Origin of the sequence: Clostridium sp. ZBS2 (genome assembly GCF_023845855.1) — a bacterium.
Lineage (GTDB): Bacteria > Bacillota > Clostridia > Clostridiales > Clostridiaceae > Clostridium > Clostridium aquiflavi.
Genome location: NZ_JAMQIF010000019.1, coordinates 3,655 through 16,679 on the forward strand (window position 1 = coordinate 3,655; position 13,025 = coordinate 16,679).

Here is a 13,025-nt window from a genome sequence, read left to right on the forward strand (position 1 = left end):
AGTCCAATTACAATGCCACTTCACCTATTGCATATATCAACACACATTTTAAACAGAGCCTTATTTTAAAATAAAGCGAACTTTCAGCTATGGATTAAAGTTTTAAAGGGATAATTAAAAGTATGTATCTAATGTTTACTATTGAACATTAGATACATGCTTTATTTATTTATAAATAAATAAAAAAATAATTATGAATAAAATATGAACAAAGAGTTGACTTAACATAGCAAATTAATTATTATAATTAAAGAATTACTTCTTATAAATGAAGGAGGTGTGCTAAAATGGTTAAAAGCATGACAAGTTTTGGGCGTGCTCAAAGTGATAAAAATAGTGGCATGGTTTTTTCAGTTGAAATGAAGAGCGTAAATCATAGATACTTAGATATTAATATTAGAATGCCTAAAACTATGCTATCTCTAGAAGAAAAGATTAGAGGACTAATTAATAGTAAACTAAATAGGGGTAAAGTGGACGTTTTTATAAACTATAAAAGCTATTCAAAAGAAAATATAGAGCCTACAGTTGATATTAAGTTGGCTAAAAAATACTATGATTGCTTGAAGTTAATACAGGAAGAATTAGATTTAGTAGATGATATAACAACTACTAAGATATCAAGATTGCCTGATGTACTAACTTTAGTTGAAAAAGAAGAAAATTTAGAAGAAATATTAAAAGAACTATTGCCTTTGATAGAAAATTCTATTGATTTAATGAATGATATGAGAATAAGAGAAGGGGAAAAGTTAAAAAATGATATTTTAATGAAAATAGATACAATAGAAAAATTTGTAATAGAAATAGAAAAATTAGCAGATGAAATTCCTAAAAATTATAAACAAAAACTTGAAGAGAGATTATCTGAATTATTAACTGATATAGATTTAGATGAATCAAGAATTGCTCAAGAGATTGCAATTTTATCTGATAAAGCGGCTGTTGATGAAGAAATTGTAAGACTTAAAAGTCACTTAAATCAAGTTAGACAAACGTTAGGATTAGAAGAACCAATAGGAAGAAAATTAGATTTTATAATTCAAGAAATGAATAGAGAAGCCAATACTATTGGATCTAAAGCAGTAGATATTTGTATGACAAATAAAGTTATAGATATAAAAAATACTATAGAGAAGATAAGAGAGCAAGTACAGAATATAGAATAATAGGAGGAAAAATATGGGAATAAAATTAATAAACATAGGTTTTGGTAATATAGTTTCTGCTAATAGATTAGTTGCTATCGTAAGTCCTGAATCAGCACCAATAAAAAGGATAATTCAAGAAGCAAGAGATAGAGGTATGTTAATAGATGCGACATACGGAAGAAGAACAAGAGCTGTAATAATAACAGATAGTGATCATGTTATATTATCAGCAGTACAACCTGAAACAGTTGCTCATAGACTATCTACTAAAGATGAAGTTGTTGAAGAGGTCGATGAATAATGAATGATAAAAAAAGAGGTCTGTTAATTGTTATATCGGGACCATCAGGTGCAGGAAAAGGTACGATATGCAAAGAGTTACTTGAAAAAAACGATAATTTATTATTATCAGTTTCAGCAACAACTAGATCACCAAGAAATGGTGAAGTAGATGGTATTAATTATCATTTTTTATCTAAAGAGGATTTTATAACAAGAATAGAAAAGAATGACTTTTTAGAACATGCAGAAGTATATGGAAATTACTATGGAACACCTAAATCAAATGTTGATAAAATGTTAGATAGTGGTAGAGATGTAATTTTAGAAATAGATATACAAGGTGCATTAAAAGTAAAAGAAAATACAGAAGAAGGTGTATTTATATTTATATTACCACCTTCTATGGAAGAATTAAAACAAAGAATTATTAAAAGGGGAAGTGAAACCCCGGAATCTCTTATGAAGAGATTTAAATCTGCCTATAAAGAAATAAATTTTGTTTCTAAATATAATTATGCAGTAGTTAATGATGAAGTTAACGTTGCAGTAGAAAAGTTAGAAGCAGTAATATTAGCTGAAAAATGTAGGGTAGATAGGTTAAAACATAGTATATTAGATTCAAAGGAGGACTTAATACATGAACAACTCTATGATTAATCCATCAATAGTAGACTTATTAACAAAGGTGGGGGACAGATATTCTTTAGTAATTTTAACATCAAAAAGAGCTAGAGAAATAATTGAAGGTGCAGAACCATTAGTTAAAGTAGATTCTCACAAACCACTAACAATTGCAATTAATGAAGTAAATGAAGATGTTGTAAAATATCAAGAATAATATAAAGGGATTTGAGTATTATGAAAAAGTGTGTGGTATTAGGCGTAAGCGGAGGAATAGCTGTTTATAAAGCTTTAGAAGTAGTAAGCTTACTTAGAAAGCAAGATGTTGAAGTTAGAGTAATAATGACAAAATCAGCTACTGAATTTGTTACTCCACTTTCATTTCAATCACTTAGTCAAAATATGGTTATATATGATATGTTTTCTGAACCAAAAGCATGGGAAATTCAGCATATAAGTTTAGCTGAGAAAGCAGATGTTTTTTTAGTAGCACCAGCAACAGCTAATATAATTGGCAAAGTTGCAAATGGAATAGCTGATGATATGTTATCAACAACTATCATGGCAACTAAAGCAAAAGTAATTTTTGCACCAGCCATGAATACTAATATGTATGAAAATCCAATAGTTCAAGGAAATATAGAAAAACTTAAGAGTTTAGGATATGAATTTATAGAACCAGCATGTGGTAGACTTGCTTGTGGAGACATAGGAAAAGGAAAACTTGAAGATCCAAAAGTAATTGTAGATAGAGTGATATCACAATTTACTAAAAAAGATTTAGCTAATAAAAATGTTTTAGTTACAGCAGGTCCTACAATATCACCAATAGATCCAGTTAGATATATAACTAATAGATCAACTGGGAAAATGGGATATGCGATAGCTAAAGAAGCCAGAGATAGAGGTGCTAATGTTACATTGATTTCTGGTCCAACTTCATTAGAAATACCAACAAATATTAATTTTATTAGAGTTTCTACTAATAGTGAAATGAAAGAAGAAATAAACAAGTATTTTGATAATTCTGATGTAGTTGTAAAATCAGCTGCTGTAGCTGATTATAAAGCAAAAGAATATAGTAGTCAGAAGATAAAAAAAGGTGATGGAGATTTAGAATTAGCTTTCACTAGAGATAATGATATTCTTATGGAACTAGGACGCAAAAAGAAAAATCAAATTTTAGTTGGGTTTGCTGCTGAAAGTCAAAATTTAAAAGAAAATGCTAAAAAAAAGCTTATAAGTAAAAATTTGGATTATATAGTTGCAAATGATATAACAAGTGAAGATACTGGTTTTGCTTCTGAAGATAATAGAGTAATTATTTTATCTAATAAAGATGAAGAGATCCCAATAGATAAAACAAGCAAAAATGAGATTGCTAGCAAATTATTTGATATTATTGGAAAGCGCTAAATGCGCTTTCTTCTTATTATACAAGTATATGTTAATAAGGTATCTTAAAAAGGGTGAATTTATATGAGCATTTATGCTGAAATAATTATAAATAGTGATGCAAATGAAGTAGATAGACCATTTACATATAAAATATCAGATGAATTCATTGATAAAGTTGGTATTGGATATAGAGTAAAAGTTCCTTTTGGAAAAGGAAATAGAAATGTTGATGGCTTTGTATTTAAAATTTTAACTGAAGAGTTGGAATTTAAATACAGGATTAAATATATTGTAGATGTTTGTGAAGACTATCCTATTTTAACAAAAGCAGATATTGATCTTATTAATTTTTTGAGAAATAAATATCTTTGTAAATATATAGATGGAATAAGACTTTTAATACCTGTTGGAATTATGAAAGGTTTAAAGAATAAAAAAAGACGTGTGATATACACAGACAAACAATTGGAAGATGAAAAATTTAAAAAAGATAATTATATAAAGTTGTATGAATTTATATCACAAAATGAGGGCTCATTTACCAAAAGTGAAATAACAAAAGACAATGGATTTTCAAGTTATTCTTTAAATAAATTAATAGAAGCAGGAATTTTGAAATGTGAAGAGCAAGTAGTTTTTAGATATAATATTAAAAGTTATTCTGAATATTCTTCTAAAACATTAACATTAGAACAACAAAAAGCTTTTGATACCATTGTAAATGGAAATGAAAAAAAATACCTCATAAAAGGAGTAACTGGTTCAGGAAAAACGGAAGTTTATATGCATTTAGTAGCAGATATGTTAAAGCAAGACAAGGGATGTATAATATTGGTGCCAGAAATTGCATTAACGCCTCAAATGATTGAAAGATTTAAAGGAAGATTCGGAAGCAATATTTCTCTTTTTCATAGTAGACTTTCTGAGGGAGAAAGATTTGATGAATGGTTTAGAATAAAAGAAGGTAAATCTAAACTAGTTATAGGAGCTAGAAGTGCTCTTTTTTTACCAATGCAAAATTTGGGGTTAATTATAATAGATGAAGAGCATGAAACAACTTATAAATCAGAACAAAATCCTAAGTATAACACTATTGAAGTTGCAGAATTCATTACTGAAATGCAAGGATGTAAGCTTATATTAGGTTCTGCTACTCCAAGTATTCAAAGTTATTATAAAGCTTTGGAAGGTAAATATAAGCTGATAGAGATGAATAAAAGAGTGAATAAAAAAGATATGCCAAAGTTTGATATAATAGATATGCGAGAAGAATTAAAATCAAATAATTTATCTTTATTTAGTAAGGCTCTCTATAATGAAATTGATAAAAATCTTAAAAATAAAAATCAAACTATTTTGTTTTTAAATAGGAGGGGAATGTCAACTTTTATTTCTTGCAGAAGTTGTGGATATGTTTTTAAATGTCCAGAATGTGATGTTTCAATGACTTATCATAAAAATGGATATTTGATATGTCATTATTGCGGAAGAGCAGAAAGAGAACAAAAAATATGTCCAAAATGTAAAAGTAAATATGTGAAGTATTTTGGTGCAGGTACTGAGAGAGTAGAAACAGAAGTGAAAAAATATTTTCCCAAAGCTAGAGTATTGAGAATGGATGTTGATACTACTAGACATAAAAATTCACATGAATCTATATATAATTCATTTAAAAATGGAGAGGGAGATATTTTAATTGGTACTCAAATGATTGCCAAAGGATTGGATTTTCCAAATGTAACACTGGTTGGAGTATTAGCAGCTGATATTTCTATAAATATTCCAGATTATAGATGTGGAGAAAGAACTTTTCAAATTATAACTCAAGTAGCAGGAAGAGCAGGAAGAGGAGAAAAGGATGGATTAGTAATAGTTCAAACATATACTCCTAATCACTATAGTTTAATACATGCTAAAAATGGTGACTATAAGTCTTTCTTTGAGGAAGAAATTAGATTTAGAAGTCTTATGGATAATCCACCTTTCACAAAGATATTAATAATTAATGGAACTTCTAAATTTCAGGAAAAATTGAAAATATTTATGTATAATTTACAGAAGGAATTGGAAAAGTTAATAATAGGAACGGGGCTTATATTGTTAGGTCCAGTGCCTTGTATAATTACCAAGTTAAAGGATAAATATAGATGGCAGATAATAATAAAAGGTAATTTTAGTGATGAATTTAGTAAAAAAGTAAAAGATACACTTTATCTATTAAATAAGAGTGTATATAATGAAATAAGGATTAGTATTGATATAAATCCTAATAATATGACATAGGGGGAATTTTAGATGGCATTAAGAAATATAAGAAAATATGGAGATTCTGTTTTAAGAAAAAAATGTAGAGAAGTTGAAAAAATAGATGAAAGATTAGTAACACTAATTAAAGATATGCTTGAAACAATGTATGATGCAGATGGAGTAGGTCTTGCAGCACCACAAGTTGGAATATTAAAGAGATTATTTATTGTAGATATTGGAGAAGGTCCTTTAGTATTTATAAATCCTGAAATATTAGATACTGATGGAAAACAAGTTGATGAAGAAGGTTGTTTAAGTTTACCAGGTAAAACAGAACCTGTTATGAGACCTAATTATGTTAAAGCTAGAGCTTTAAATGAAAAGGGAGAAGAGTTTGAAATAGAAGCTGAAGAACTTTTAGCAAGAGCTATTTTACATGAATATGATCACTTAAATGGAACTCTATTTATCGACAGAACTACTAAAAAATAGGAGGCCTTAATAAATGAAAATAGTATTTATGGGAACACCAGAATTTGCAGTTCCATCTTTAAAAAAATTAGTAGAAGAACATGAAGTTAAGGCAGTTCTTACTCAACCAGATAAACCAAAAGGAAGAGGAAAAAAGCTTGCATATTCTCAAGTTAAAGAAGAAGCTTTAAAGCATGATATACCTGTGTATCAACCAATAAAATTAAAGGATGATAAAGAAATAATTGAAAAATTAAAAGAAATAAATCCTGATTTTATTATAGTAGTTGCATTTGGTCAAATATTAACTAAAGAAGTATTAGATATACCTAAATATGGTTGTATAAATTTACATGCTTCATTATTGCCTATGTATAGAGGGGCAGCACCATTAAATTGGGTTATAATAAAAGGTGAAAAAAAATCGGGAAATACTACTATGTTGATGGATGTAGGTTTAGATACAGGTGACATGTTATTAAAAGAAGAAGTTGAAATCCATGAAGATATGACAACTGGAGAATTACATGATATTTTAATGATAAGTGGTGGAGAACTTTTACTAAAAACAATAGAAGGATTATGTAATGGAAGTATAAAGCCTGTAAAGCAAGAAGGAGAAACTTTCTATGCTAAAATGCTTGATAAAGAATTAGCACATATAAATTGGAATGAGGATGCTTATGATATTCATAATCTTGTTAGAGGTTTAAATCCTTGGCCTATTGCTTACACTGAATATAAAGGCGAAAGAATGAAATTATATAAAACAAAAGTTTTATATAAAGAAGTTTCTAATAAGCCAGGCACAATAATAGAAGTTAACAAAGATGGTGTTAAGGTTGCATGTGGCAAAAATGTATTAATAATTGAAAAGGTACAATTCCCTAATGGAAAACCACTTACTATAGAGCAGTATATAAATGGTCATAGTATAGATAAGGATATAATATTAGGTGAATAACATATAAAAAGGTATAATTTAGAGAATAGGAGGAAAGCTTATGTTTTATTTTGATCCAACGATGATTATATTAGTTCCTGCAATAATAATAGCTTTTTGGGCACAAACAAAAGTTAATTCAGCTTATAGTAAATATAGTAAAGTAAGTGCTATGAATGGATACACTGGAGAGCAAATTGCAAGAATGATGTTAGATGAAGCAGGACTTTATGATATAAGAATTGAACTAGTAAATACAAAACTAGGAGATCATTATGACCCATCAAATAGAGTTTTAAGATTATCTCCAGAAGTATATAGAGGTCAGACAATATCAGCAGCAGGTATTGCAGCCCATGAAGTAGGTCATGCAATCCAGCATAAAGAAGCTTATAAACCTTTAATAATAAGAAATTCAATAGTTCCTGCTGTAAATATTAGTTCCAATTTTTCATGGATATTGTTTTTTGCAGGAATACTGATGGGATTAAAAAGTTTAGTAACCTTAGGAATAATACTATTTTCTGCGGCGGTAATATTCCAATTAATAACATTACCAGTTGAATTTAATGCTTCAAGTAGAGCGTTAAATATATTAAAATCAAGAAATATTTTATATGGTGATGAAGTAAAAGGCGCAGCAAAGGTTTTAGATGCAGCAGCAATGACTTATGTAGCAGCAGCATTAATGGCAATATCACAATTAATTAGACTTATTGCGATAAGCGATAGAGATTAGGAAAAAAGAGGTAGCGTATGAATTGTAGAAATTTAGCAGTAAAAATATTAAAAAGAGTTATTGATGAAGGAGCATATTCAAATATTATTCTTTCAAATGAACTAAACGAAGCAAACTTAGAAGAAAGAGATAGAGCATTATTAACAGAAATAGTTTATGGTGTTTTAAGAAGAAAGAAGACATTAGATCTTATAATAGCTAATTTTGTAAGAGATATAAAACTTATGGATCATGAAGTACTAAATATTTTAAGAGTAGCTATATATCAAATGACATTCTTAGATAAGGTACCAACATATGCAGCGTGTAATGAAGCTGTTGATGAAGCAAAAAAAGTATCACCAGAAGCAGGCAAACTTGTAAATGGTATCCTTAGAAACTTCTCAAAAGATCCAGATGATATAACTATTAATGGAAATAAAATAAATGAGTATGCATATAAATTTTCTTTTGAACCATGGATGATAAGACTTCTAATTAAACAATATGGGGAAGATCTTGCTAAAAAAATAATGGTTGGTTTAAATCAAATTCCACAAACAACTGTTAGAGTTAATGATACTAAGTGCGAGTATGATGAAGTATTTGAAAAATTAGAAGAGATGGAATATTGTGTTGAAGAAGGATTTATGTGTCCAGAAGCTATATTAATAAAAGGTGGAAGTTCAATACAAGAAAATCCATTATTCAAAGATGGTGAAATTACTGTTCAAGATGAAAGTGCTATGTTAGTTGCACCTTTACTTGAATTAGAAAATGATATGAAAGTGTTAGACTTATGTAGTGCTCCAGGAGGAAAAACAACTCATATAGCTGAATTATTACAAAACACAGGCGAAGTTAGAGCATTTGATGTACATGAATCTAAGCTTGGTTTAATAAAAGAAAATTGTGAAAGACTTGATTTAAATAATGTGAAAATTGAATTAGGTGATGCAACAAAACTAAATGCAGAATTAATTTCATATGCTGATAGAGTACTTATAGATGTTCCATGTTCAGGCTTAGGTATAATAAGAAAGAAACCTGAAATAAAATGGAATAAAACAAGAGAAAATTTAAGAGAAATAATTCCTGTTCAAAGAGAAATAATGAATAATGCATGGGAATACTTAAAAAATGGTGGAATTATGATATATTCAACTTGCACTCTTAATAAAGAAGAAAATGAAGAAAATATAGAATGGTTCTTAAATACTCATAAAGATTGTAAATTAAAAACTATATTCATAGGAAAAGAAGATAACTTAATTTACAATAAAAATGGTACATTAACAATACTTCCAAATGCAAAAATGGATGGATTCTTTGTTGCAAAACTAGAAAAGCAATAATAGTAGGTGAATAAATGAAAAACATATTAGATTATACTTTAGAAGAACTAACATTATGGATGAAAGAAAACAATGAAAGTTCTTTTAGAGCTAAGCAAATTATGTCTTGGATATACAAAAATGTTAGAAATTTTAATGATATGAGAAATATGCCTAAATCTTTAATAAAAAAGCTTGAAGAAAATTTTGAAATAGTACTGCCAGAAATTGAGCAAATATATAAATCAGAACTTGATGGTACAGAAAAGTTTTTATTTAAGTTTTCTGATGGAAATTTAATAGAGAGTGTTTTAATGAGATATAAGCATGGAAATTCTATATGTATATCTACTCAAGTGGGTTGTAGGATGGGATGTAAATTTTGTGCTTCAACAATAGATGGTAGAATTAGAAATTTAACTACAGGTGAAATATTATCTCAAATATTAGTGGTTCAAAATCATATAGGTGAGAGAATTTCAAATGTTGTCTTAATGGGGAGTGGTGAACCATTAGATAATTATGAGAATGTAATAAAATTTTTAGACGTAGTTTCTGCAGAGTATGGACTAAATATAGGCCAAAGACATATAACATTATCTACTTGTGGTATTGTACCTAAGATATATGAACTTGCAGATAAAGAACTTAGCATAACTCTTGCTATTTCATTACATGCATTTAGTGATGAAAAAAGAAAAGAGATTATGCCAATAGCTAATAAATATAGTATTGATGAAATTTTAAATGCGTGTAAGTATTTTATAAATAAGACTAAAAGAAGAATAACTTTTGAGTATTCGCTAGTTAAGGATATTAATGATTCTAAAGAAGATGCAAGAGCTTTAGGTAAATTGTTAAAGGGAATGCTTTGTCATGTTAACTTAATACCTGTAAATGAAATAAAAGAACGTACATTTAAGAAATCATCTAAAGAAACAATACAAGATTTTGCAAACATATTAAGTAATTTAGGAATAGAAGTAACTGTTAGACGTGAAATGGGAAGCGATATTAATGCAGCTTGTGGACAACTTAGGAGAAGTTATATAAAGACCCAAGAAACAAGGGGGGAATAAAATGGTTGGATTAGTTAGTGATGTAGGATTAAGAAGAGTTTTAAATGAAGATTTTGCAATTTATTTAGAAAAAGATGAGTTTAAACTATATGTTGTTGCAGATGGGATGGGTGGACATAATGCTGGAGAAGTAGCAAGCAAAATGGCTGCTGAACATATTGTAAAATATGTAGAAAAAAATTTTAATTCCGCAGAAAAGGATACTTTAATAGAAGATGCTATTAAAGTCTCTAACAAGGTAGTTTTTAAATATTCTAAAAGTAATGAAAGCTTAAATGGAATGGGAACTACTGTAACAGCTTGTTTAATAACTAAAAATTTTATTCACATTGCAAATGTTGGTGATAGTTCATGTTTAGCTATAAAGAACAATGAAATTGTTAAAATAACCAAAGATCATTCATTAGTACAAGAGCTAATTGATTGTGGAAGCATAACGGAAAAAGATGCATTGAATCATCCTAAGAAAAATATAATAACAAGAGCATTAGGAACTAGTGAAAATGTAAAAGTTGATGTTTTTACATTAGAAAATTCTAAATATGATAAATATTTATTATGTTCAGATGGGTTAACAAATGAATTAACAAATTATGAAATATTAAATATAATTAAGGTGGAAAATGATTATATAAGTGCAGCTAACGAATTAGTGAGTTTAGCCAAAGAAAAAGGTGGAAGAGATAACATAACTGTATTGTTGTTTGGAGGAGAGATGTAGTATGAATGGTGTGATACTAGGAAATAGATATGAATTGCTTGAAAAAATAGGCGAAGGTGGCATGTCTGAAGTTTTTAAAGCAAGATGTAATAAATTAAATAGATTTGTAGCAGTTAAAATTCTTAAAAAAGAATTTTGCGATAATGAAGAAATAGTTGAAAAGTTTAAGGGAGAAGCAACAGCTATTGCTAAATTAAATGATAGCAATATAGTAAATATATTAGATGTGGGTACACAAGATGATATAAACTATATTGTTATGGAATTAGTTGATGGAAAAACCTTAAAAGAAATTATTCAAAAGACAGGTAAAATGAATTATGAGTCAGCAATAGTTTCAGCAATTCAAGTAGCGAAAGCTTTAGACTGTGCTCATAGAAATAAAATAATTCATAGAGACGTAAAGCCACAAAATATTTTAGTAGCAGATAATGGAGTAATTAAAGTTACTGATTTTGGAATTGCTAAATCTACATCCTCTTCAACTATTACTAATACTAGTACTATAATGGGGTCGGCTCACTATCTTTCTCCAGAACAAGCAAAAGGTGGATTTATTGACTATAGAACAGATTTATACTCACTAGGAGTAGTTTTATACGAAATGGTTACAGGAACATTACCTTTTGAAGCAGATACAGCAGTAACTATTGCATTAAAGCATTTACAGGAACAAGTTGTACCACCTAAGAATATAAACACTAGAATTCCTGATAGTTTAAATAAGCTTATCTTAAAATGTATGGAAAAAGAGCCTAATAAAAGATATCAAACTGCACAAGAAGTTATAAAAGACCTTGAAAAGATAAAAGAAAATCCTAATGCTATTATAGATCAAGTTTGTGATGATCAACATACTATAATAATGTCAGCAGTTACAGAAGAAATAGCAAAACAATCACCAATTAAAGCTGTATCAACAAATGATGATGCCGATTATGATTATGATGATGACTATGATGATTATGATGACGATGATGATTTTAAAGAAAAGAAATTTAATGGTAAGAAAACTAAAAAGATTTTATTAGGCGTTGGAGGCGGAATATTCTTAATATTATTATGTGTAGGAATATTTACATTGTTTTCTTCAGGATCAAACAAAGAGGTAGAATTACCTAATATAATTGGAATGACTTTGGATGAAGCTAAATCTAAGCTTGAAGGAATGGAATTAACTTTAGTTGATGCTGGTTCAGAAAAGAGTGATGAACCAGAAGGTACTATTATTAAAAGTGATCCTAAGGCTGGAAGTTCTGTAAAGGCAAAAAGTAAAATTAGGGTAATTTTAAGTTCTGGTCAATCAAAAGTAAAAATGCCTGATTTACGTGAAGAAGATACTGATACTGCAAATAAAATATTACAATCACTTAACTTAAAAATAGATAATGTTACTGAGGAGTATAGTGATGATGTACCAAAGGGACAAATAATAAGTCAAACTCCTTCAAAAAATACAGAAATAGATACTACAACAAAAATAAGTGTAGTAGTAAGTAAAGGTGCACAAGTTAGACTTTCAACTGTACCTAATGTTATTGGATTAACATTAGATGATGCAAAGAATAGATTAGATAATGCAAAATTAAAGATTTCTATTGTAGAAAAAGAAACAAATGATGAATCTAAGAATGGAAAAGTATTATCACAATCTATAGAGGGAAGTAAGGTAGAACAATGGACTTCAGTTACTATAACAGTAGGTAAGTATGTAGCGCCTGTAGCACCTACTCCAAATCCAGGGGATAACAATAACAACAATAATGGAAATAATAACAATAATGAAAATAACAATAACAATAACAATCAAGTACCTACAAATCCTGGAGACACAGAAACACCTACCAAACCACCTGTTGATGAGGGTGGAGGCAATGTTGATGCAACTGCAAAACATCCAAGTGCAAAAGCGCCAAAGGTAGAATAATTAAGAGACTGTCTTAAAAAGTAATTCAATTTACTTTTTAAGATGGTTTTTTATAGTTTATTTATTTAAAAAATAAGTTGCATTTTTAATATGATTTTGTTTATTATATTAGATAGGAAATTTAATTATGGAG

General features: G+C 28.5%; 13 protein-coding genes. All 13 read left to right on the forward strand.

The features are described 5' to 3' along the window. Positions 1-287 precede the first annotated feature (287 nt). The 13 genes from NG918_RS11315 (at position 288) to pknB (ending at position 12,892) form a co-directional block, all read left to right on the forward strand. A complete protein-coding gene (locus NG918_RS11315) occupies positions 288-1,169 on the forward strand; it encodes a YicC/YloC family endoribonuclease (RefSeq protein WP_252226245.1) in 882 nt (293 codons plus the stop codon). A gap of 13 nt (positions 1,170-1,182) precedes the next feature. After that, a complete protein-coding gene (gene remA / locus NG918_RS11320; RefSeq protein ID WP_252212906.1) occupies positions 1,183-1,452 on the forward strand; it encodes an extracellular matrix/biofilm regulator RemA in 270 nt (89 codons plus the stop codon). After that, positions 1,452-2,090, forward strand: coding sequence for a guanylate kinase (gene gmk / locus NG918_RS11325; RefSeq protein WP_252212905.1), 639 nt, complete (start codon positions 1,452-1,454; stop codon positions 2,088-2,090). Before remA ends, gmk begins: the two co-directional genes overlap by 1 nt. Continuing rightward, on the forward strand, positions 2,071-2,271 hold the full coding sequence (gene rpoZ / locus NG918_RS11330) for a DNA-directed RNA polymerase subunit omega (RefSeq protein WP_252212904.1): 201 nt from the start codon (positions 2,071-2,073) through the stop codon (positions 2,269-2,271). Before gmk ends, rpoZ begins: the two co-directional genes overlap by 20 nt. A gap of 20 nt (positions 2,272-2,291) precedes the next feature. After that, on the forward strand, positions 2,292-3,470 hold the full coding sequence (gene coaBC, locus NG918_RS11335) for a bifunctional phosphopantothenoylcysteine decarboxylase/phosphopantothenate--cysteine ligase CoaBC (protein WP_252212903.1): 1,179 nt from the start codon (positions 2,292-2,294) through the stop codon (positions 3,468-3,470). A 63-nt stretch (positions 3,471-3,533) separates the two neighbouring features. Then, the gene (gene priA, locus NG918_RS11340) at positions 3,534-5,735 is read left to right on the forward strand and encodes a primosomal protein N' (RefSeq protein ID WP_252226249.1); all 2,202 of its coding nucleotides are present in this window, start codon (positions 3,534-3,536) and stop codon (positions 5,733-5,735) included. Between the two features lie 12 nt (positions 5,736-5,747). Continuing rightward, positions 5,748-6,191, forward strand: coding sequence for a peptide deformylase (gene def, locus NG918_RS11345; protein ID WP_017352899.1), 444 nt, complete (start codon positions 5,748-5,750; stop codon positions 6,189-6,191). A gap of 13 nt (positions 6,192-6,204) precedes the next feature. Next, complete coding sequence (gene fmt, locus NG918_RS11350) at positions 6,205-7,134, forward strand: methionyl-tRNA formyltransferase (RefSeq protein ID WP_252226251.1); 930 nt, start codon at positions 6,205-6,207, stop codon at positions 7,132-7,134. 40 nt (positions 7,135-7,174) lie between these two features. Then, a complete protein-coding gene (locus NG918_RS11355; protein ID WP_252212900.1) occupies positions 7,175-7,852 on the forward strand; it encodes a zinc metallopeptidase in 678 nt (225 codons plus the stop codon). Between the two features lie 17 nt (positions 7,853-7,869). Next, entirely contained in the window at positions 7,870-9,186 is a 1,317-nt protein-coding gene (gene rsmB, locus NG918_RS11360) for a 16S rRNA (cytosine(967)-C(5))-methyltransferase RsmB (protein WP_252212899.1), read from the forward strand. A gap of 14 nt (positions 9,187-9,200) precedes the next feature. Then, positions 9,201-10,244 (forward strand): dual-specificity RNA methyltransferase RlmN, encoded by a 1,044-nt coding sequence (rlmN, locus tag NG918_RS11365; RefSeq protein ID WP_252212898.1) that lies wholly within the window; start codon positions 9,201-9,203, stop codon positions 10,242-10,244. Between the two features lies 1 nt (position 10,245). Next, entirely contained in the window at positions 10,246-10,965 is a 720-nt protein-coding gene (locus NG918_RS11370) for a Stp1/IreP family PP2C-type Ser/Thr phosphatase (RefSeq protein ID WP_252212897.1), read from the forward strand. A 1-nt stretch (position 10,966) separates the two neighbouring features. After that, complete coding sequence (pknB, locus tag NG918_RS11375) at positions 10,967-12,892, forward strand: Stk1 family PASTA domain-containing Ser/Thr kinase (RefSeq protein WP_252212896.1); 1,926 nt, start codon at positions 10,967-10,969, stop codon at positions 12,890-12,892. Positions 12,893-13,025 lie beyond the last annotated feature (133 nt).

What these genes read in the sequence shown, in the direction of transcription:
- NG918_RS11315 (WP_252226245.1), top strand. Translation starts at nt 288, where the DNA reads ATGGTTAAAAGCATGACAAGTTTTGGGCGTGCTCAAAGTGATAAAAAT.
- remA (WP_252212906.1), top strand. Translation starts at nt 1,183, where the DNA reads ATGGGAATAAAATTAATAAACATAGGTTTTGGTAATATAGTTTCTGCT.
- gmk (WP_252212905.1), top strand. Translation starts at nt 1,452, where the DNA reads ATGAATGATAAAAAAAGAGGTCTGTTAATTGTTATATCGGGACCATCA.
- rpoZ (WP_252212904.1), top strand. Translation starts at nt 2,071, where the DNA reads ATGAACAACTCTATGATTAATCCATCAATAGTAGACTTATTAACAAAG.
- coaBC (WP_252212903.1), top strand. Translation starts at nt 2,292, where the DNA reads ATGAAAAAGTGTGTGGTATTAGGCGTAAGCGGAGGAATAGCTGTTTAT.
- priA (WP_252226249.1), top strand. Translation starts at nt 3,534, where the DNA reads ATGAGCATTTATGCTGAAATAATTATAAATAGTGATGCAAATGAAGTA.
- def (WP_017352899.1), top strand. Translation starts at nt 5,748, where the DNA reads ATGGCATTAAGAAATATAAGAAAATATGGAGATTCTGTTTTAAGAAAA.
- fmt (WP_252226251.1), top strand. Translation starts at nt 6,205, where the DNA reads ATGAAAATAGTATTTATGGGAACACCAGAATTTGCAGTTCCATCTTTA.
- NG918_RS11355 (WP_252212900.1), top strand. Translation starts at nt 7,175, where the DNA reads ATGTTTTATTTTGATCCAACGATGATTATATTAGTTCCTGCAATAATA.
- rsmB (WP_252212899.1), top strand. Translation starts at nt 7,870, where the DNA reads ATGAATTGTAGAAATTTAGCAGTAAAAATATTAAAAAGAGTTATTGAT.
- rlmN (WP_252212898.1), top strand. Translation starts at nt 9,201, where the DNA reads ATGAAAAACATATTAGATTATACTTTAGAAGAACTAACATTATGGATG.
- NG918_RS11370 (WP_252212897.1), top strand. Translation starts at nt 10,246, where the DNA reads ATGGTTGGATTAGTTAGTGATGTAGGATTAAGAAGAGTTTTAAATGAA.
- pknB (WP_252212896.1), top strand. Translation starts at nt 10,967, where the DNA reads ATGAATGGTGTGATACTAGGAAATAGATATGAATTGCTTGAAAAAATA.